General features: G+C 70.0%; 1 protein-coding gene (only partly in view). It reads left to right on the top strand.

What is annotated here, in order from left to right; all coding sequences use genetic code 11:
- Positions 1-24,316, top strand: partial view of an LEPR-XLL domain-containing protein gene (locus EAT49_RS12135; protein WP_185020737.1) — the 3' portion only. Its footprint begins 12,587 nt before the window's first position; the window shows 24,316 of its 36,903 coding nt (coding positions 12,588-36,903); its start codon lies beyond the left edge, outside the window; the stop codon is at positions 24,314-24,316.

Genomic DNA, 24,316 nt, shown 5'->3' with positions numbered 1-24,316 from the left:
CCGCATCGCGAACACGGTCGCGGCGGGGGTTCTGGACGGCAGCACCGCCGACGCGGCCGGCGCCGTGCGCATCACCGCGGGGGACAGTGCCGAGACCACCTCCACTGTCGTCTCCGCTGCCGTCGCGGTGACGGCGGGCTCGCAGAACGTGGCGGTCTCGCTCGCGGTCGGCGTCGCGCTGGCCGAGAACGTCATCGACAACGCGGTGAGCGCGCTGGTCTCGGATTCGCGGCTCGAGGCGGACGGCGCCGTCACCCTCGAGGCGCTGTCGAACAAGACCATCAGGGCGGTGAACGTCGCGGCGGCGATCTCCGTGGCGGCGACCTCGGGCTCCCTGGCCCTGTCGGGCGCGGTGGGGGTCGTGCGGCTTCAGAACGAGATCGGCGGGTCGGTCGCGGCGCGGATCGTGGATGCCGACGCGGCGGAGGGGCAGGGCGTCTTCTCCGGCGGGGCGCTGCGGATACTCGCGGACAACAGCAGCCTGATCTCGGCGGTGGGTGTCGCGGTCGCGGTCAGCGTGGCGGCGGGCGCCGGCGCGGGCCTGTCGCTCTCCCTCTCGGGCGCGGCGACCTTTGCCAGGAACACGATCAGCCAGGCCACGCGGTCGGGCATCGCGGGAAGCGTCGCCACGGCGCAGAGCGCGGTGGACATCGACACGGTCACGGACAGCCGGATCGAGGCGACCACGGTCGCCGTCTCGGTCAGCGTCGCCGCCTCCTCGAGCGGCCTCGCGCTGTCGGGCGCCTTCGGCCTTGCCAGCGCCGAGAACGTGCTGAGCGGGCTGTCCGAGGCGGCGATCACGGGCAGCACGGTGACGGCGACCGGCGGGTCGGTCACGGTCGATACGCTCGACACCTCGGAGATCCTGTCGGACGTGATCGCGGCGGCGGTCTCCGTCGCGGCCTCGGCGAGCACGGCCGCGGGCTCCGTCGCCGTGGCAGTCACCCTGGCGCGGAACACCCTCAGCGGACAGAGCCTTGCCCGGATCACCGATTCGACGGTCACGGCCACCGGCGCGGGATCGGACGTGCGGCTCTCGGCGGACAGCGCCAACGCCATCGACGCCGTCGCGGTCGCGGCCTCCTTCTCTCTTTCGGGGTCGGGCACGGTGGCCCTTTCCGGCGCCGGGTCGGGGGCGGATGCGAAGAACGTGATGACCAACACCGTGGCGGCGGATGTCGCGGGCTCCACCGTGACGGCGGCGGACAGGGTCTCGGTCACCTCCGACGACACCTCCTCGATCACCGCGAGCATCGTCTCGGCGGCGGTCGGCGTGTCGGTCTCGGGCACGGCGGCGCTGAGCGGCGTGGTGGCGGTGACGCTGGCGGAGAACAGCCTGTCGGGTACGCACCGGGCGAGCATCGACAGTTCGGTCGTCACCGCGTCGGCGGGCGCGGCAGAGGTCCTGGCGACGGCGGACAACACGATCCTCGCGACCTCGGTGGCGGTGGCGATCACGGTGGCCGCCTCGGGTGGCCTCGGCGTGGGCGGCGCAGGCACGGGCATCAACGCGCGCAACACGATGGCGAACACGGTGGAGGCCAGCGTCACCGGCGGCAGCCTGACCGCCGGGCAGGGCGTCACCGTGGCGGCGCAGGACGACTCCGGGATCACCGCGACCATGGTCGCCGTGTCGGCCGCCATCAGCGTGTCGTCGAGCGCGGCGGTCTCGATCTCCATCGCCGTCAACCTGTCGGAGAACATCATCGGCACCAGGGTCGATGCCCTGATCGACGGCGCCTCCGTCAGCGGGGCCTTCGTGACCGTAGCCGCGCTCAACGACACGACGATCACCGCCACCGGCGTGACCGTGGGCGTCAGCTTCGCGGGGTCGGGCGGGCTCTCCATCGGCGGAACCGGGGCGGGCACCTTCTCGTCGAACACCATCGCGGGCGGCGGGACGCGGGCGCTGATCCTGAACGGCGCCACGGTCACGACGCCGGGCGCGGTGACGATCGTCGCGCGCGACACCTCCTCGATCACGGCGGATCTCGTCTCCGTCTCCGTCTCCATCGCCGTGGGCTCCACCGGGGCGTTCACCTTCGCCGTGGCGGGGACCGAGGCCAGAAACACCATCGGCGGCGGCACCGTCGCGGGCATCGGCGGGGACAGCGGCCCGGACGGCACGCGCGTCACCGCCGCGTCCCTCGACATCGACGCCCTGAACGACGCGACGATCAACGCGCTGGGCCTCGCGGTCGCCGTGTCGGGCGGCGGCGACGGGGCAATCACCGTCAGCGGCGCGGGGGCGGGCGTTCTCGTGAACAACACCCTGACCGGGGTGACCGAGGCGCGCATCCGCGGCGCCGAGCTGGTGGACGTCGCGGGCGCTGTGACGGTCAACGCGCTCGACAGCTCCGAGGTCGTGGCCGATATCGACGCCTTCGCCGTGGCGCTGTCCATCTCCGGCGGGGCGGCGGTGTCGGTCACCATCGCAGCGACCATCGCGTCGAACACGCTGCAGGGCGGCGCGCGGGCGATCATCGACGGGTCCACCGTCGAGGCGGGGAGCGTCCTCGTCGATGCCGAGAGCACGGCGTCGATCACCTCGAATTCCATCTCGGCCGCGATCTCCATCGCCGCGGGCGGCGCGGCCTCGCTGTCGGGCGCGGGCGCGGGCGCGGATTCGACGAACCTTCTCAATAACTTCATCGAGGCGTCGATCACCGGCGGGTCGGTCGTGACCTCCGCCGGCGCGGTGTCGCTGCGCGCCGAGGACGATTCCTCGGTCATCGCCGGGGTCGACGCGGTTTCCGCCGCGATCAGCGCGGGCACCGGATTCAGCGTGGCGCTGGCGGTGTCGGTGTCGCTGACCGAGGTCGACCACCGGACGCGCACCATCGCCGAGGTGGACGGCTCGACGGTCACGGCCGGGGCGGGGAACGTCCGCCTGACCGCTCTCTCCAGCGGGCTGATCGACATCGACGCGAATGCCGCCGCCGTTGCCGTGACCGCCGGCGCGGGCCTCGCGCTGTCGGGCTCCGGCGCGGGCGCGGTGGCGAATGTCGTCTCCACGGGGGAGACGGCGGCGCGGATCGTCGCGGGTTCAGAGGTGACGGCCAGCCAGGGCAGCGTGATCCTCGACGCGGACGACGAGACCACGCTCGACGTCGACGCCTTCGGAATCTCCGTCTCGGTCGCCATCGACGGCACTCTTTCGGGCGTGGCGGGCGCGGCGGCGGTGGTCGTCACCACGGTCACCATCGACTTCGCCACCGCCGTCACGGCGCTGATCGCGGACAGCAAGGTCACCGCCTCGGGCGACGTGACCCTGACGGCGGACTCGCGCACCCGGTCCTTCGCCAACGCGGCCTCGGTCTCCGTCTCGCTGTCGGTGGGCGGCATCGGCGTGGCGCTGTCGGTCGGCGCGGGCATCGCGAGCAATACCGTGGGCGTCGTGACCACGGCGCGAATCGCGGACAGCAAGGTCGCGGACGGGCAGGGCATCCGCGCGGGCGGGGCGGTCACCGTCTCCGCCGAAGACAGCGTGACCATGACCGCCGAGGCGCTGGCCGCCTCGATCTCCGTGGCGGTCGGCGCGGGGGGCGGCACCGTCGCCATTGCCGCCGCCGTCTCCAGCCTGACGCTCGACGGCGCGACCCTTGCCGCCATCGACGCGAGCGACGTGACCGCCACCTCGGGCGGCGTGACGGTGGACGCCACCACCTCGAGCGATCTCGACAACATCAGCACGGCCGCGTCCCTTGCCATTTCCGGCAGCATCGTCGGCATCGCGCTGTCGGGCGCGGGGGCGAGCGGCACCACCACGGTCACCCAGGACGTGCGGGCGCGCATCGCGGACGGCTCGGACGTGGTCGCGGGCGGCGCGGTGGATGTGCTGGCCGAGGACCAGCTGACCTCCAAGGTGGAGCTTCTGGCGCTGGCGCTGAGCGTCGGGTCCGCGGTGGCAGGCGCGGTGGGCATCGCCACGGCCACGAACACCGTCACCACCGGCGTGCGCGCCTCAGTCGAGGACAGCGAGGTCGAGGCCAGGGGCGGCGCGATCCGGATCAAGGCGCTGTCCGATCACGGCGACGCCGGGGTCGACGGCGACGGCAAGGAGATCCTCGAGGACGATATCCAGACAACCGTCAGCACGGTGGCCGTGGCGGCGGCGCTGGTGGGCGTCGCAGTGGCGGGCGCCAAGGCCACGACGGTCATCGACGCCGAGGTCGAGGCCTATGCCAGCGATGCGGAGCTGATCGCCACGGGCACCGTGACCGTGGATGCCGACAGCATCCACGTGGCGGAGCCGCGGCTCTTCGGTCTTGGCGTCTCCACCGGCGTGGCGGTGGCGGAGCTTGTCGCGCGGGGCGAGATCGGCGGTCACACGCGCGCCTATATCGACGGCGAGAGCCGGGTGCGCTCGGCCGGCGCCCTGAACGTGACCGCCGACAGCGATGCGCTTGCGGCGCCGGACGGGACGGCCGTGGCGGCGGGGCTCGGCATCGGGGCGGCGCTGACCGCCTTCGACGCGGTCGTGACGCGCGAGACGGCGGCCTATGTGGGCACCCGCGACGGGGCGCCGGTGACGGCGCTGGGAACGGTCGACCTTCTCGGAAAGCAGCTGAACCTCGCCGCGACCTCGACCCTGCGGGCGGTGGCGGACAACTTCGCCGGGGGCTTCGGCCTCCTGGCGGGGGCCGCCTCTTCGCGGATCGACGCGCTGGTGGACGGCAGGACGTTCGCCTATGTCGGTCAGGGCCAGCAGGTGAACGCGGCGGGCGTCGCGATCAGCGCCAGCTCGACCGAGGAGGCCACCGCCAGGAGCGACGTGGTCGCGGCCTCGCTGGGCATCACCGCGGCAATCTCCAACACCACCGCGCGGATCACCAGCCGGACGGAGGCCTTCGCCGGTGCAGGTGCCGACGACGGCGATGGCGACGCCACGCCGGACGGCTTCATCGCCTCGGGTATCCCCATGGGCATCGACGTGGGCACTGGCGCCGTGACGATCATCGCGGACAGCACCATGACCGCGCTGGCGCAGGCCAAGGGCGGCGGTTTCGGCTCTGTCACCGTGTCGGTGTTCAAGCCGGTCGCCGAGGTGACGGGCGCCGTGCGCGCCTATGTGCGCGAGGGCGTGGACATCGACGCGGGCAGCCTCTCGGTCAGCGCGGGCACCGAGGCGGACCGCGTGATCCAGAAGGCGGAGGCAAAGGCCTTTGCCGTGGGCATCTCCTTCCTCGCCACGGTGACCGATCTGGAACCCGAGGCGACGACGAACGGCGTGGTGGAGGCCTTCCTCGGCGCACCCACCAACACGGCGGGCGCCGGCAATCCCGATGCCGATATCGACATCACCGGCACGCAGGTGCCTCTCACGGTAGAGGCCTGGTCCGACATCGACGCCATCGCGGATATCGACGGCGGCGGCGGCTCTCTCGGGGTCACCGTCAACGCGTTCCGGCCCACGGCCAATGCCGGCGGGGCGACGCGGGCCTTCGCAGGCGACGGGCTCGACCTGAAGGGGCCGGACCTGCGGCTCTACGCCGACGGCGACGCGGTCGCCGACAGCGATCTCTTCGCTCTGAGCCTGTCCGGCGTCGCCGATGTCAACGTCCTCAAGCCCGTGGCCAATGTCACGAACACGGTCGAGGCCTATCTCGGCCACCAGGTCGATTCGACGATCAACGACGTGGCGGTGATCTCCATTGCCGGATCTGTGGATGTCGATGCGGTGGGCCGCAGCCTGGCGCGGGCGGAATCGGAGAATGTCTCCATCGCCCTGGGCCTGTCGGTGTCCGAGGTCACGGCGCTGGCGACGATGGCCGGTACGACCCGGGCGGCGGTGGGCCGCATGGCCGACCTGACCGCCGACAGCATCACCCTCGACGCGAGCGAGGCGCGCGCGCAGGCGCGGGCCTTCATCACCGGCGGCAGCGGCGCGCTGCTCGGGACGGTGTCGGTGCTGACGCCGGTGGCGCTGGGCAGCCGCGAGACCGAGGCCATCGTCGGCGACGGCAGCAAGGTCACGCTCTCGGGCGGGCTGGTCGCCACGGCGCGCACGACCCCCGACAACACCGATCCGGCCGACAGCAGCGTCGACGCCGAGGCGCTTGCCGATGCCTCCATGTCCGGCGGGACGGGCGCGGGCGGGATCACCGCGCAGGACCTGAAGACCGAGGCCATCGTCGGCAGCGTCGCCGGACGGCCCGAGACCTCGGTCTCGGCGACCCGCGCCGCGGTCGGCGACGATACCGAGATCCGCGCCGCCTTCGTGACACTCGATGCGGAATCGAGGACCAAGGCGAAATCCGACATCCGGAACGGGTCGGGCGCGCTTCTGGCGGCGGTCACCACCACCACCATCCTCGCCCGCGACGGGCATGACACCGTGGCCGAGGTGGGCGACCGGGCGACGCTCGTCCTGAGCGGCGATCTGACGCTGCGCGCCGTGGCGGCGCCCAAGGCCGCGCCGACCTCCTTCATCGGATCGGGCGCCGGCGTCGTGAACTTCGCCGAGGCGACGGTCGCCACGGTGATCGCCGCGGACACCACCGCGGCCATCGGCGACGGCGGCGAGATCGCGGCGGCGAACGTCCTGATGCGGGCCCAGGGCACCCACAGCGCGACCGGCGCCACCGCCAGCGGCGGCGGATCGGTGGTCTTCTCGCTGCAGAGCATGGACAGCCGCGCCGAGGACCGGGGCAGCGCCAACGTGCGCATCGGCGCCGTGTCGGGCGGCACCGGCGCCAAGGTCACCACCACCGGCGCGACGGGGATCGAGGCGGTCTCCACCCTGTCGAGCACCGTCACCTCCACCGCCACGGCCACCGGGTTCAGCCTCCTCGGCAACGTCACCACGACGAAGACGACCGCGCTGAACGAGGCCAAGGCAACGGGCCGGATCGGCAACAACGTCGATATCGAGGCGCGGAACGGCGGCGATGTCGACATGCTCGTCAATCTCGACGGCAAGTCCATCGCCTCGGCCGACGCGGCGGGCGGCGGATTCGTCAACGTGGGCACCGCCCGGGCGGATTCCGATTTCCTTGCCCAGAGCACCCTGACGACCGGTACGAACGGCAGCATCTTCGCCGATGGCGACGTCAATCTGACGGCGGAGCTGAACTACGGCACCACCTTCCGGACCACGCAGGGCGGCAGCTTCGACGGCTTCGGCGCCATCGGCAACGCCAACAACGCGGGCGGCGGCGGCGTGACGGTCTCGACGGCGGATATCGACGTCAACGCCGCCTCGGTGCTGCGTCTCGAGGTCGGCTCGGGCATGTCGCTGACCTCGGACGGCGGCAACATCAACATCGCCGGCCGCCATTCCAATGACTCCTTCGGATCGGTGCGCAGCGCGGGCGGCGGTCTCGTCCGGGTCTCGACGGCCACCGTCGATGTCACGACCGGCGGGTCGACCACGGTGAAGTTCGAAGGCGACGTGGACCGCGGGGTCGCGGACAGTGCGAACAATCTCAATGTGCTGGCTGAAACGCAGGCGAGCGCCCTGACCACCGTGAAGGGTGCGGGCGGCGGGCTCGTGAACGTCGAGGTCACGGGCTCCGGCAACAGGATCGCCGCCACCACCACCACCACGCAGACCGTCCGTTTCGGCGGCGAGAGCAGCGTCATGCGGCTCGGCGGCAACATCAACGTCTCAGCGAACCTGACGAGCGATGCGGATTCCGTGACGAATTCTGCCGGTGGCGGCTTTGTGAACGTGAGTTCCCTCAATCCGACGGCGCAGGCGACGGCGACGCTCGATTTCGCGGTGGGCGGGGCCGACGACATCACGGCCGGCGGGACCCTGACGCTCTCGGCGAACCACAACGCGGGCGGATCGCAGGTCTCCGACGGCACGATCCAGAGCGTGACCGGCGACACCATCAACTTCGCGCTGCCGCACCTGCTGCAATCGGGATCGCAGGTCACCTATACCGGCCCGACGGCGGGCGGGCTCCAGCAGGGCCGCGAATACAGCGTGATCCGGCGCACCGACACCGCGATCTCGCTGGGCGAGACCTTCACCGCGGGCAACGTGAACACGGTGAACGACACGATCAGCATCGTGGATCACAATTTCGCCTTCGACGATCCCGACACGCCCGCGATCGAGCTCAACGACCGGGTGATCTACACGGGCAGCGGGATCACCGGGCTTGTGAGCGGACAGACCTACGAGGTCATCGTCCTCGACGAGAACACGATCAAGCTACGGGCCATCGGCGCGCCGACCACCGGGCTGACGGTGCCGCGCGGGACGACGATCAACGGCAACACGATCGAGACGAACCCGGGTTTCAGCAACGGGCAGGCGGTCACCTACCGCGTGCCGCCGGCGCAGGAATTCGCGGGGAACTTCATCGACACCACCGTGACGATCGGGGCCACCGGCGTGGTGGCGACGACCGATTTCCAGAACCGCATCTACATCGAGAACCACGGCTTCGCCGCGGGACAGGAGCTGGTCTACCGCGGGCCGGGCATCGCCTATGCGGGCGGCACGATCACCAACGGCACGCGGGTCTTCGTCGTCGATGACGGCGGCCTGAGCGCGAACTACTTCCGCATCGCGCTGTCGCTGAACGCGGCTCTCGGCTTCATCGACACCGCGCCCGATCCCGATGTCTTCGTGCCGCCCGCGCCGCTCAACCTCTTCCGGGGGGCCGACGGCGACGAGCATTCGCTCCGCCGCGTCGTGGACGAGCCGCTGACGGGGCTCGTGGACGGGCGGACCTACTACATCTTCAACGCGCAGCCCGGGTCGTTCCAGCTCTCGAACTCGCCCACCGGCGGTTCCGCCCTCGCCTTCTCGGACGAGGGCCTCACAGGCGGCAGCCACAGCTTCCGTCTCGAGGGCGTGGATTTCCAGTCCACCGGCACGGGCACGCAGGAGCTGCGCTTCGACCTCGGCTCCGGCATCAGCGGCGGCTTCGACGGCATCGGCGGCGCGGTCGGATTCTCCGCGCCCTCGGGCGTCGACGGCACGGTGGCGGCCTCCTCCACCGGCGCGGGCGGCGGCGCGGTCAACATCGGCACGACCAAGGCGATTTCCAGCCACAGGGTGACGACCAACCTGACGGTCAACGACAACGCCAACCTGACCGCAGGCAACGTCACCATCGGCACCTTCAGCCGGATGGGATCGGGCGCGGTCGCGGGCGGCGCGGGCGGCGGGGCGTTCCAGCTCGGGCGGGCCGAGTCCGACGCATTCGGACGGAACACCAGCACGATTTCCATCGGAACCGCCAACATCACCTCGCTCGGCGATCTGTCGGTGCGCACGAACCTCGACAGCGACGTGCTCAGCCGGTCGGATTCCGACGGGGGCGGCGCGATTGCCGTGCTGCTGGCGGATTCGACCTCGGACCTCGACTTCGGCACGAAGATCGAGATCAACGGCACGCTCAGCGCCGGCGGCAACATCGACATCCGCACCGGCGTGGACAACAAGGGCGACAGCGATTCCAGCGCCTATGGCGGCGGTTTCGGGGCCGGAACCGACGTCAACGCTACCTCGACGGTGAACAACGCCAGCGGGTTCGTCGGCAGCGAGGTGCGGCTGAAGGGCCAGGCCGACCTCACGGCCGAGCGGGTCACCCTGTCCTCGAACATCGGCGCCCAGAAGAACCGCGCCTATACCGACACGGTCGGCGGTGGCGTCGGCGGCGCGGCGCTGGCGCGGTCCATCGCCACGATGCAGAGCGACAACGAGGTCATCCTCGAGAACGGCGCGTTCATCACCGGCAACCAGAACGTCCTGCTCGAGACGCGCTATTCGGGCACCGACAACAACGCCCGGTCCAAGGCGCGATTCTACGCGCTCGGCGGCTATTCCCGCGCCAACGGCACGGCGACGCTGAACAACGACGGCAAGATCGAGGCCTTCTGGGAATCGACGATCAAGACGCGGCGGCTGGATGTCGACGTGCGCGACAGCTTCAGCGCCGGAAACCACCGGGCGACCGGCGATGCGGGCGGCGTCTACATCGGCCCGGCGGACGACGAGCCGGTGCGCAACAATCCCGGCCTCGCGCGCGACATCTTCTGGGAGGCCCGGGTCATCCTGCTCGGCGAGCCCAATCCCGAGCTGGTGGTGAACGCCGACGGGGTGATCGAGAAGATCGTGAACGTCGAGATCGTGGGCGTGGCGGCCGCCGACCTCAAGGCGGGCACCGACCTGTCCGGTCTTCCCGAGATCAACATCCGCGATCTCGTCTTCGACGACATCGGGTCGGCGGAGTTCTTCGCCACGCCGATCGCCGATGAGGAGGACGCCCGCATCTGGGGCAACCGCGGCCTCTTCGAGATGCAGCGCAACTGGGATTACGTCCGGCTGATCAACAACAGCAGCCTCGACCTGCGCACGAACCTGATCGACCCGACCGCGCCCTTCGGCACGGGCACGCAGGGCGACATCGAGATCCGTGTGGACCGTATCTATGACGCCAGCCCCGAGACGCCGAACAACGTGTCGCTGAACCCCGACAACCCGTTCCGCAACTTCAACAACACCGCGAACGCCACTCCGACCTTCGAGTTCGACATCTTCAACCGTTTCGCGCGGACGGTGGTCGAGATCCGCAACCTCCAGCCCGGCGGGATCGCGGACAGCAACGTGATCGTGGACGGCCTGATCGACAACCCCATGGGGATAACCCTGCTCGAGAACGAGCGCGGCGACATCCTCGCGGGGGCGGATGCCGCCTTCGAGCTGATCCGTACCAACGAGTTCTACGTCAATGCCGACACCGGCAACGTCGGCCTGACCGGCCTCACCGGCAGCACCGACAACGACGTCGCGCGGCGTCCGCTCGCGGTGGAGCTGGTGCGGTACCGCGGGATCGGCGGCCCGCCGACGACCATTGCCGTCAACGCGATCTATCCGCTGGTGATCCGCGACGAGAGCGGCAACGACGTGATCTACAACGCCCCCGTGGCGCTGCAGAACCGGCTCTACGAGGAGATCGTGCAGGTCGATGCGCGGAAGGACGTGGCGCTCGACCTCTATGTCTTCGACCGCACCGGCGACTCCATCGCGGAGCCGCTCGCCATCGACATCGCGCGGCTGAGCGCGGGCGACGACGTGGACGTGGTGGTCAACGACACCCGGGTCGGCACCGACGAGGCCCAGGTCGGCGCGATCCAGGTCAACCTCTTCAACCCCTCCCCGTCGAACCCGCTCGGCGGCGGGCCGATCGCGAGCACGCCCGGCAATCCCCAGAGCGGCCCCTACGCGGTGCATTTCCGCCCCGACGAGGCGCCGACCGCCTATGCCAACATCGCGCGCGCCTTCGGGACCACGGTCACGGGCACGGTGGATGCCACCTGGCGCTTCGGCCTCGTGCGGGCGGGCGACGACATCGACATCGGCCATCTGTCCTCGCCGCCCGCGCGCGGCGAGCCGCGCAGCTATGCCACCTCCGTGATCGGCGGCACGCCCTACGGCACGGCCCGCACGCTCGCGGCGCCCACGACGACGGTCAACCTGGAGGTCAACACAGATGTGGCCTGGACCGGCGGCGCACCGCAGTCCGAGGGGGCATCCTCGAACGTCGGCCAGATCTTCCTGACCACCGCCGGCTACATCACGGCGACCGAGATCCTGGGCGACATGCAGGTGGGCCATATCCATTCGATCGACAGCGACGTCACGCTCTACAGCGGGCGGCGGATCGTGGATGCCGACGGCGCCGTCTCCATCGACGTCACCGCCGGGCGCGACATCACCATGTGGTCGGGCGTCACCTTCGGCGCGACGAGCTCGCAGGGGCTGGGCGGCATCGGCACGCGGGACAACTTCCTCGAGATCAACACCGCCGCGCGCGGCGAGGGCGTGCTGCGCGCCTATGACGAGGCCGCGCCGGTCAACGGGGGAATTTGGCTCGACGAGCTCACCGGCGACATGCCGGTGGCCGAGGTCTTCACCTGGGGCAACGTGGCGCTGCGCACCGTGGCGGGCTCGATCCTCGACGCGCTGGACAGCGAGGCGGACAACGTCCGCGGCCGGAGCATCGACATCGACGCCAACGGCCAGGGCGCGACCGTCGGCAGGGAGAACAACTCCCTCGACATCGACAGCCGCCGCGCGCCGGCAGGCCCCGCCGACGCGGGCCGGAGCGGTCCTGCAGGCGCAGGCATCGAGGCCGGCGGCGACGACGTGGGCGTCGAGGCTACCGGCGACATCTGGCTAGAGGAAACCACCGGCGATCTGCGGGTGGTGCTCGCGCACAGCTTCGAGGGCGACATCACGCTGAAGGTCCGCGAGAGCGCCGCCCAGGGCGAGGATTTCTACCTCGTCGCCAGCGGCAGCGCGCGCTTCGCGGAATCGAATGCGCGGGGGCCGGGCGGACAGCCCGATGCGGACCGGGTGCTGGAGAACGGCACGATCCTCGCGGAACAGGGCAAGGTGACGCTGCTGGTCGGGGACGATGTCGAGACGAGCGCGAACAGCCTCCTCCACGCGGCGCGGGACATCCTCATCAAGGGCGACTCGAACGACGCGGACCCGGGCTTCGGCACCAACATGATCCTGCGCGGCAGCCTGATCGCGGGCGCCGTGGTGACCCTCGGCAGCCAGACCGGCGGCGCGCCCATCGGCACGGCCCGCCCGAGCTACGCCAGCCCGGTCCACCGGTTGCGCGTGATCGGCGGCGACGATGCGGACAGCATCCAGTTCGGGGACAGCACCGGTATCGCGGGCGGCACGTCGCTGGGCGACGCGGGCTATGTCTTCATCGGCTCGCTCACGCAGGTCCAGGCCGGCGCGGGCGAGGACCGGCTGGCGGTCTACTACCTGCAGGACACCGCGACCCAGACCTCTCCCTCGCAGCTTGCCGCGCTGACGGCGCTGGGCCGGGCGGATGCGCTCCACACGCTCAATCTCGACGGCCAGGGCGGCAGCGACTCCTATGTGGTCTACACCATGGGCTCCAACGGGGCCGACGCGCGGAACTACATCGTCAACGCGCTGGACAGCGGCGCGCCGGACGACGGCGCGGACACGCTCGACATCTTCGGCAACGACAGCGCCCTGAACGGCATCGACCCGGAGACGGGCGAGGCCTACGCCACCGACGACATCGTGCTCCTGCGCCGGGCGGCCTTCCTGCCCAGCGACCGGGCCCTGGACCGTGTCTCGGACAAGCCGGGCTACGTCGCCTTCGTCCATGGCGACGAGGCGCGGTATCGCGATGTCATCACCGCCAACGAGGCCTCGGCCAAGGTGCAGCGCATCGGCTACGACAGCGCGCTGAACGGGCGGGTGACGGTGCAGACGCTGGGCGGCAATGACGCGGTCTTCTCCGACGACGTGACCGTGGCGATGACGGTGGACACGGGCGCGGGCGACGACCGCATCCAGATCGGCCAGATCTTCGGCCTGAAGCGGAACCAGGCAGAGGGCCTCTTGCTGCCCCAGGACGTGTTCGGCGACGAGAGCCTCGTCGCCACCACGCGCGGCTACCTGTCGGCGGGCACCTCGGCGCCGCTGGTGGTCGAGGGCGGCACCGGCAACGACCAGTTCACGGTCTATTCGAACCAGGCCGAACTGCGGCTGGAGGGCGGCGACGACAACGATATCTTCACCATCCGCGCCTTCGCCCTGGCGCAGACCGACGAGAACGGCGACATCCTGACCGACGCGAACGGCGTTGCCCTGCCGATCATCGGCGCGGCGGGATTCTCGACCGACCGACCCATCGACGTGCGCGCCGGGGGCGGTGCGGACGAGGTGCAGTACAACATCAACGCACCCGTCGCGATCGAGGGCGGGACCGGTTTCGACAAGGTCGTCGTTCTCGGCACGGAATTCGCCGACGATTTCGTCATCACCGACGAGGCCATCTTCGGCGCCGGGGTCAACGTGCGCTACGCGGGCGTCGAGGTGATCGAGATCGACGGTCTCGAGGGCGACGACGAGTTCTTCGTGCAGTCCACCGCCTTCGGCGTGCTCTACCGGGTGATCGGCGGGCTCGGGTCCGACACGATCAATGTCACCGGCGACGTGGTCGAGGACATCGTGACCCGCGAGCTCGAGGGCGAGGCCGGCGCGGTCAACCACATCGTGCGCTCCGACGATCCCTTCTATGACGGGCTGCTCATCGACGGCTTCGACTACACTGTCGCCGACGCCACGCAGGGCATCGTCGTGATCGAGGAGTCGGACGGGTTCACCGCCGTCCGCGAGGGCGGCGGCGCCACCGCCGTCGACAGCTACACCGTCTCCCTCACCCAGGCGCTGACCGGCAACGAGGTGGTCTATGTCACCGTCTCCGCCGCGCGCACCTCGCAGGAGGAAGAGGACGACACGCTGCTGAACCCGGAAGGGCTGCAGAACGGACCCGGCGACAGCGTCTGGCTTTCCGCCGCCGCGCCGGTGTCCCTCACGGCCCCGACCGACGCCGACTTCTCGCGCCTGGTGACTGTCAACGGCGTGCCGACCCGCTTCGCCGACCGGAACATCGTGCTCAGGTTCGACGCGACCAACTGGAACACGGCGCAGACGGTCTTCGTCTACGCCCCCGACGATCCGCGGTCCGAGGGCGACCGGGTCACGGTGACCCAGCACACGGTGATCTCGAACGTCGCCGCCTATGACGGCGCGGCGGTGCGCAACGTCGAGGTGACGGTCCGCGACAACGACACGCCCGGCGTGCAGGTCGTGCAGATCGAGCCGGGCAGCTACGACGCCGCGACCGGCGCCTTTGTCGAGGACGGTCGCGCTACGGTGATCGAGGGCGATGCGACGACGCAGCTGACCGACCAGATGCTGGTGCAACTTGCCTCGCGGCCCGCACCGGGAACGCAGGTCGTGGTCCATGTCGCGCTCGATCCCGAGGCGGATGCGCAGGTGCGCGTCTCCACGGCCGACAGCCGGGCCACCATCGGGACGGACGGACAGCTCCGCCTGACCTTCACCAGCGCGAACTGGGATACCCCGTTCCTGCTCGATGTGGCCGCCCGCGACGATGCGCGGGTGGAGGATGTGCGGGGCGCGGTGATCCGCTTTCTCAACGACCCCGCCACCACGGACGAGGCCTTCACGTTCCCGAACCTGCTTTCGGAACAGGGTGTGGTCGAGGTGCGCGTCCACGACAACGACTCCCCCGGCGCGCTTGTGCAGCAATCGGGCGGCAGCACTCTGATCGTCCGCGACGATCCGGCGACGGCGGCGGACGAAACCACCTCCGACGACTACACGATCCGCCTGACGGGCGCGCCGGAGGGCGGCGCCAGTGTCGATGTGGCGATCCTGACCGATGGCCTGGCCGACGTGGTGGCCATAGACGGCGTGGCGATCACCAGCGCCGACTATGCCGAGATCGGCGGCCTCAGGCCCACGCAGCAGTACCTGGGCGCCGCCAGCCTCGCCAATGCGGGCGGCGTCGGCGTCGTCACCCGTGCGGGCGTGGCCGATCTCTATGGCTCCTTCATCGAGGAAGGCTTCGCCGCGGGCGACCTGATCCGGGTGGGCAATGTCGGCGCGGGCTTCGACGGGGATTACCTCATCGCCTCGGTGACACAGACCACGATCACCCTGGCCGGGACCTTCGCCGCCCCGGGCACCGCGCAGAGCGACACGGCCGTCCTCTCCGACCTCGCGCGCATCGGCCTCTACGAGGGCACGGTGACCCATGCCTTCGAGCCCGGCGCCCTCGGCGGGCCGCAGATCACCCGCGCCGACGGCTCGGGCTGGCTCGCGGACGGGTTCCTCGAGGGCCAGTGGGTGCGGATCTCCGACCTCGCCAACCCCGCGAACAGCTTCGACGCGAAGATCGAGCTGATCCGCGGCCTCAACGGCACCTTCGACGAGACGCTGCAGATCACCGGCGACACCTTGCCCGACTGGCTGACCGACGCCGCGCCGGACCAGATCCGCGTGGTGCGCATCGCGGCTCAGGTGACCTTCACCGGAGCCGACTACTTCGTCGCCCGGAGCATCACCCTGCGTGCCGATGCGGAGTTCACGACGCCCATCACCCGCGAGGGCGCCAGGGTCTTCCCCGCCTCCACCCATGTGCTCTCGAAACTGCGCGGCCCGCTCCAGGTCGAGGGCGGCGTGACCGGCGCCGACCGCAGCCTTCAGAACGGGCTGAAGCTGCCCGGCGAGGCCGACGGCTTCCTTCTGGCCATCGGCCAGCAGCCGCCCGAAAGCCAGCAGATCGACGTGCTGAACATCTTCAACGACGGCAGCGTCGAGAACGGCGTCGGCACGATGACCGAGACGACGCTGACCGGCTACGGGATGGCGAACGCGCTCGACTTCGGCCCGGCGGCGGGCGGTTTCTTCGGCGAGAGCGCGCAGGTTCCCGGCGGCATCAGCTGGGGCCGGATCACCTTCGGGCCGGACGGCTTCGACACCAGCGCGGGCGAGAGCACCATCGAGGTGGTCAACGTCATGCTGGGCCGCGGCAACGACCGCATGGACATCGAGGGCACGCTGAACAACGTGGCGGGCATCGACACGCGCGGCACCTTCGAGATCACCGCCACCGCCACCGGCGGCACGATCAGCCGCGACGGGATCGACTGGCTGGCCCTGGGCTTCCTGCCCGGCCAGGCGGTGACCATCGACGGCGCCGAGGGCAGCTGGACCGTGGTCGCGGTGGAGGACCGCGTGACCCCCGAGGGGCAGGACCCGAACGACAATTCCATCCTCGTGCTCGAGGGCGCGCCGCTGCCCGCCCTGACCGGGGACATCCGTCTCGAGGCGGTCGATCCGCTGGTGGAGTCGTCGGGCACCTTCGCCGTCTCCTCGGAGGTGACGACCGACCTCGACGGCACGCCCCTGACGCTGACCACCATCACCCGCAGCGACGGGGGCACCTGGGGCGGCGACCATTTCCTCGCCGGGCACCTCGTGCAGATGGTGGGCGACGGAAAGACCCAGAACGTCCGCCTGCGCGAGATCACCGACGACGGGCGGACCATGATCGTGGACGGCGCCGACCTGTCCGACAGCGCGGCGCTTGCGCTGACCCTCTCGGTCCAGGGTCCCCATGGCGGGCTGACCGTGGTCCACGGCGGCGGCAACACGCCGCTCGCCCTCTGCGCCAAGCTCTTTGCCCAGAACGACACGGGCATCGACGGCGTCAGCAAGCTGACCCGGATCGACGGGCTCGACTGGGCCTCGGACGGATTCAAGGTCGGCCAGTTCGTGCAGATCGGCGAGGAGGTCTTCACCCGCCAGATCATCGCCATGGTTGACGCGGACGGCGTGCCGATCCCCGAAGGCGCCTTCGCCGGCTGGGGCACCGGCGCGACGCTGGTCCTTGCCGGGCCGCCTCTGTCGCAGGAGGGGCATCTCGAGAATTGCGAGATCCACGTCTCCACGCCCCGGATCGTGACCGTCGAGATCGAGGTGGATTTCGACTGCGACTGCAAGAAGGACAGCGACACCGCCACCTTCACCATCGACGGCGACTGGACCGAGCTTGGCTTCTTCGTGGGCCAGGAGGTCACGATGGAGGGCCTGCCGGGCAAGATCCTGGTGACCGCGATCGACGGCAACACGATCACCCTGCAAAGCGAGGTCTTCGGCCTGCCGCTCGAAGGCGTGGTGACCCTGTCCGGGTTCAACCCTCTCTTCGACGGGGGCATCCTGATCGGCGGCGATACCTTCATCATCACCGGCGGCGCCGGCTCCGACAGCCCGCTCGTGGTGCTGGGCGACACGACACAGGACGGCAACTGGTACGCCGGCCAGCCCGGGTCCGTGCTGGGCTACGATTTCGGCATGAAGCCCTTCGACCCGTTCCCGCTGCTCCCCGAGGGGCAGAACGAGGACAACCGGTGGATCTTCCCGCTTGCCAATCCCTACGACTTCGACGGCAACGACGTGATCGACGCCTCGGCCCTGTTCGCGGGCCTGTCGGACGACGAGCTGCCGACCGTGGGCTTCGTGGCCTATGGCGGCGGCGGCAACGACCTGATCATCGGCAGCCAGGCGGGCGACCATCTCGCGGGCGGCTCGGGGGACGACACGATCTACGGCCAGCGCGGCGTCGATCATATCTACGGCGACAACGGCATCAACATAGACATCCTGACCCGCGCGCTGACGATCCCGTCGACCGACGCGAGCCCCGCGCCCACGGTACGCAACGTCGCCTCGGACGGCACGACGCTCCAGCCCGAACCCTCGCCCGTGCGCGACACGCTGGTGGCGGGCAACGACACGCTCTACGGCGACGGCCCGGGAACCGTGGGCGGCGGTCCGCTCGGCGGCGAGGCGCAGCGCGACATCATCTTCGGCGACAAGGGCCGGGTCGACATGCTGGTCGAGGACCCGAACCTGCCGCCCGACGCGCTCCAGCGCATCCAGACCACCGAGCTGCGCCTCGTCACCACCGTGATCGCCACCGACCCGGCGAGCGGCGGCAACGACATGATCTTCGGCGGGTCCGGGCGCGACATCGTCATGGGCGGCGGCGGCGACGACTGGATCGACACCGACGGCGGCGATCATGTGCGCGACATCGTCTTCGGGGATTTCGGGCGCGTCACCCTGAACGGCACCGCCGCGTTCCGCCCGCCGTCGCAGGACGACCTCACCGGCGAGGAATTCGCCATCCTCAGCTTCAACTTCGGGGCAAAGGACCATGCGCGGACCGTCTCGGGCACGGCCGGCACGGGCACGTCGGCCTCCGACGCCCCCGCGCCGCGCGCCCCGGGCTGGATCAATCTCGACGGAGGCAGCGGGCTCTTCGGCGACAGCGGGCACGAGCTGGTGACCGACGAGAACGGCACCATCGTTCCGGGCATCACCCTGGGCTGGCGCGTCGTGGAGGAGGAGCACGGGCATCCGCATCACGACCACGGGCACGGCTACGGCGATGACGACGACCACGGCCGCGGCGATGACGACGATCATGGCCATGGCCACCCGCATGGCTACGGGCCGCCGCATGGCCACCCGCATGGTTACGGGCCTCCGCACGGCCAGACGACCAACGCCCATGTCGAAAGCCACAGCCAGCTCCATCCGGTGACGCAGGACGACCGGCTGTTCGAGGGCTATCTTTCGACCCGCAAGGACAAGCAGGTCATCGAGGTCACGCTGACCGGCCTGCGCGACCACTACCAGAGCTACGACGTCTATCTCTATCTCGACGCCGACAACCACGACACGGCGAAGTCCGGGGACAGCGTCCGGCTCATCCGCATCGGCCAGGACGGCAAGGTCTGGCTTAACGATCCCAAGGGCAACACCTTCAACGGCGCCTATGTCCGCGTCGAGGGCGACGATCCGCGCATCGCGCAGACCGGCAACACCGTCGCGGCGACCGGGCTCACCGACACGACGCTGGTCCTGCGCATCGAGGTGCCGCAGCACTGGGACGACGATCAGAACCGCGCGGTGCTGTCGGGGCTGCAGATCGTCGGGCGGTCCTATCCCATCGACCGGGCCGAGAGCATCTTCCTCGACGTGGGCGGCAACGACGGCATCAGGACCGGCGGCGGCGACGACGTGGTCTTCGGCGGGCACGGCAACGACTACATCGACGCGGGCGGCGACCCGGATGTCGGACATCTCGATTACGACGCGGTGTTCGGCGACAACGGCCGGGCGACCTTCCTGCTGACGCCGGAGCGGATCAGGACCGAGAAGGTGCCCTTCGCCCCCGCCTCGGAGGCCGATCCGAGCGGCGGCGAATATGCCGTGCTGTCGTTCAACTTCAACGGCGCCACCGGAACGACGAAGGTCCTCGGCGAGGCCGGCACGGCGCAGAGCGTCTCCGACGCGCCGGCGCCGCGCGCGGCGGGCTGGATCAACCTCGAGGGCGGCAAGGACACCTATGGAGACCAGCGCGGCGAATGGGTGACGGACGAGACCGACACCGTGTTCGAGAACATCCGCGTCTCCTGGGAGGCCACGGGCCACGGCCATGACGACGGTCACGGGGACGACGACGATCACGGCAAGGGCGACGACGACGACCATGGAAAGGGCGACGACGACGACCACGGCAAGGGAAAGGGGAAGGGGAAGGACGACAAGGGCAAGGGCGACGACGACGACCACGGAAAGGGCGACGATGACGACGATCACGGCCATCACCATGCCGGCGGCGTGGACACCCATGACCAGATCGACCCGCTGACCGACGACGACCGGCTGTTCGAGGGCTATCTCGTCGGCAAGGCCCAGAAGGGCATCACCGTCACCGTGGAGGGCCTGCGCACCCACTTCCGCAGCTACGACGTCTACGTCTATCTCGACGCGGACAACGGCAAGACCGACCCGACGGGCGACAGCGTCCGGATCGTCCGCATCGGCCATGACGGCAAGGTCTATCTCGCCGACCCGAAAGGCGCGACCTTCGACGGCAGCTATGTCTTCGCCTCCAGCACCGATCCCCATGCGCCCGATCCGGGCAACGTGGTGGGCGCGGCGACGATGAAGGACGGAAAGCTCGTCATCACCATCGACGTGCCCTGGTCGAAGTGGCCCACCAAGAGTGCGCCCGTGGTCTCGGGCGTGCAGATCGTCGGCCGCGCCTATCCGGTGTTCCGCAATGTCGATGTCCCCCGCACCCCGGGCACCCTGGGCGAGCTGCGCGAGCTCGAGACGCTGACCGGACCCGAGGGCGAGGGCTTCACCTGGGACGACCTGATCCTGACCGGCAACGGTAACGACGCCGTGCTGGGCGGGCAGGGGGCCGACTGCATCGACACCGGGGACAACGGCCCGCGCAACGGTGTTGACGACGCGCTTTCGGGCGACGACCTGCGCACCGTCAGCATCAACTTAGCCAGCGGGGTGAAGGAAGGCTTCGTCGAGGGCACCCTCGGCTATGTCGCGGCGGACGGCTGGTACAATTTCGACAACGACGGCAAGGCCGACCCCCACGGCGACGACGACGACCACGGCAAGGGCGACGACGACGACCACGGAAAAGGCAAGGGGAAGGGCAAGGGCGACCACGGCAAGGGCGACGACGATGACCACGGCAAGGGTCACGGGCATCATCATCCCCACACTCCCCGCGCCGAGACGCTGGTGACGAAGGACGGGGTGAAGATCACCGTGGGCCAGGACCTCGACGACCCGCACAAGGCGCGGCCCGCCAAGGTCGACGACCACGCCCAGATCGACCCCGACACCCAGAACGGCCGGATGATGAACGGCTATGTCACCGCCACCGGCAAGTCGGTTCTCGGCATCGACGTGTCCCGCGTGTCCCACGCGGTCGGAGACGGCCCCTACGACGTCTATCTCTACATCGACGGCGAGGATCAGGACGCCGCCCGCGGCGCCTCGTTCCGGCTCGTGACGCTGAACGGCGACGGGGGCAACGTGGGCGATCCGAAGGGCTTCACCTTCGACGGCCAGTTCGTGGCCTACGATCCGGCGAACCCGGACCGGCCCGCAAACGTGATCGTCTTCAAGGACGTGACCGGCGACAGCTTCTCGATCCGCATCGACGAGCCCGACCCGCATCTCGAGCCGCTGAAGTGGGGCCACTGGTCGACGTACAAGGGCAAGAAACCGGACGGCGGCGTGCCCGCCGTGTCGGGACTGCAGATCGTCGGCGGCGCCAACAAGGACGACATCGTCCCGCAAGGCGACCATGACAGCGACCGCGTGCTGGGCGACCAGGGTCAGATCCGCGTCTTCAAGCGCGAGGTCTTCGAGATCGTTGCCGAACCGCGCGGCGCGCTCGATGCGAACGACACGATCCACACCGGCGTGGACGGCGATGTCGTCGTCGGCGGCGACGGCGCCGACAGGATCAACGGCGGCGACGGCGACGACGTGCTCCTCGGCGACAACGCCCGGATCATCCTGTTCGAGGGCCAGGTGATCGGCCTCGAGAAGACGGTGCGCGGCAGCGAGGGACAGGGCAACCATGCCGGCCATTCGAACGGCAAGGGCAATCCCTATGCCGGCGTGAACGGCGCCTGGCACAACGACTTCGGCAACAGCTTCCATTTCGATCCCTTCGCGGTGAAGGGCGTGATCCTGCTGGCGCCGGAGATCGGCGGCGACGACGTGATCGAGGGCGGACGCGGCAGCGACTTCATGTGGGGCCAGAAAGGCGACGACACCTATGTCTTCGCGGGCGACCGGCTGGGCATCGACTATGTAGTGGAGGCGGGCGACAAGCCGGGCCACGGCCACCACGGCGATGACGACGACCACGGCAAGGGCGACGACGACGACCACGGCAAGGGCGACGACGACGACCACGGCAAGGGCGCAGACTGGCGCTCCGCGCCCGCGGAATTCCACCGCGACACCGGGGACAAGCTCGACTACAGCCGCTACACCGGCGGCGGCATTGACCTCGACATCTCGAAGTCGGGCACCCAGACGGTCGACGGGCATGTGGTCAAGGGCGACATCGGCTCGGTCCTGACGCTGTTCTATGGCAATGCCATCGAGGACGTGGTCGGCACCCAGAAGGCCGACCGGATCACCGGGAACGACCGCAACAACGTCCTTCTGGGCCTCGCCGGCGACGACCGGATCGACGGCCGCGGCGGCAACGACTTCATCGACGGCGGCGCGGGCGACGACTGGCTCAAGGCCGGGAGCGGCCACGGCGACTATGGAGACGACGATGACCACGGCAAGGGTGACGACGACGACCACGGCAAGGGCAAGGGCGACGACGACGATCACGGCAAGGGCGACGACGACGACCACGGCCATCCCCACAAGCCGGTCTACAATGTCATCCTCGGCGGCGACGGAAACGACGTGATCCACGGCAGCCACGGGATCGACCTGATCGACGGCGAGGCCGGGAACGACGTGATCCACGGCGGTGGCAACGGTCTCTCGGGCGGGTACTGGAAGGAAGAGAAGGTCTGGGTCCAGCAGAACAAGAAGAAGGGCTACTGGAAGACAGAGAAGATCTGGGTCCCCGACTCCCGCACCGGCGACGTGCTCTTCGGCGGCGCGGGCAACGACCGGATCACCGCGGGCGGCGTGAACAACGTGCTGGTCGGCGGGCCGGGCCACGACCACCTGTCCGGCAGCCACAAGGACAAGGTGCGGGAACAGAACGACCTGCACCCGGACGACCGCGACGCCTATATCACCGAGGTTCTGACGGCCTTCGCCGCCGCTTTCGACCGGCTCGATTTCGTCCGGGACGATGCGCCGGGCGAGCCGCTCCGGGCCAAGGTGGCAGGCTTCATCGACAGCGTTCCCGCGCCCCATTGCGACGACCTGCCGCCGGTCCATGACCCGGACGACGGCAAGGGCGACGACGACGATCACGGAAAGGGCGACGACGACGATCACGGAAAGGGCGACGACGACGATCACGGCAAGGGCGACGACGACGACCACGGCAAGGGCGACGACGACGACCATGGCAAGGGCGGCTACTTCGAGACCTGGAAACAGGACATCTCGAACGTGGTGATCTACTTCGACCGCGATGGCGACGGACATGTCGACTACGCGGTGAAGGTCGACGGCTTCACCTCGAAGGCGAGCCAGGATCTCGACGACGAGTTCGACGACCTGCTGCACGGCATCCTCGAGGAGGTGCATGTGCTCGACGCGGGCGACACCGTGCTCGGCGTGTCGATCAAGGGTGGCACGCAGCCGACCCGGTTCTACGCGGTCGACGGCAACGCCAACGGCGAGGCGCCGGACCACGGCCCGACCTGGAACACCGGGCCCGGCCCCGACGTGACGCTGAACTACGGAACGCTGGTGACCGCGACCCATCACCACGCCCACCTGACCGCCGCCACTCCGGCCAGCGGCGAGGGCGCGCAGACCGCTCTCCGCCCGGCCGAGGCGAGCTTCATGCTCGACGCGGCGCGCGAGGCCTGGCGCGCGACGGGGGCCTTGAACGCGACGCAGCTTGCGATCCTGGAGGCGGCGCGGGTCACGGTGGAGGATCTCTCCGGCGACAGCCTCGGGACCGCGGCGGGCACGCTGATCACGGTGGACGTGGACGCCGCCGGACACGGCTGGTTCGTCGACGTCCAGCCTGCCGCCAGCACCGCCTTCGCGCCCGATGCGGACGGAGTCCTCCGCGCGACGCCGGGCAGCGGCGCCGAGGGGGCGATGGACCTCTACACGGTGCTGCTGCACGAGCTCGGGCACACGCTCGGCTTCACCCATCTGCCCGCCCCCGAGCCTGGCCACGTCATGTCGGATGTGCTGGAACCCGGCACCCGCGCGTCGATGCCGGCCTCCCTCGTCTGGGACGAGGCGACGGGCAGCTTCGTCGATCCCGACACGGCGCTGACGCTGAAGGCCCATGGCGCCCCGGTGCCGCCGCCCGAGACCGGACCAACGCACGAGGCCGGGGAAACGGACACCGCGGACCGGATCGCCTGGGGCGGCGCCGCCAGGTCCTTCCTCGACCGCTTCGCGGCGTTCTTCGGCTAG

The sequence above is a fragment of the Histidinibacterium lentulum genome (genome assembly GCF_003789055.1).
Taxonomy (GTDB): Bacteria; Pseudomonadota; Alphaproteobacteria; order Rhodobacterales; family Rhodobacteraceae; genus Oceanicola; species Oceanicola lentulus.
This window is presented reverse-complemented; position numbering and strand designations above follow the sequence as displayed.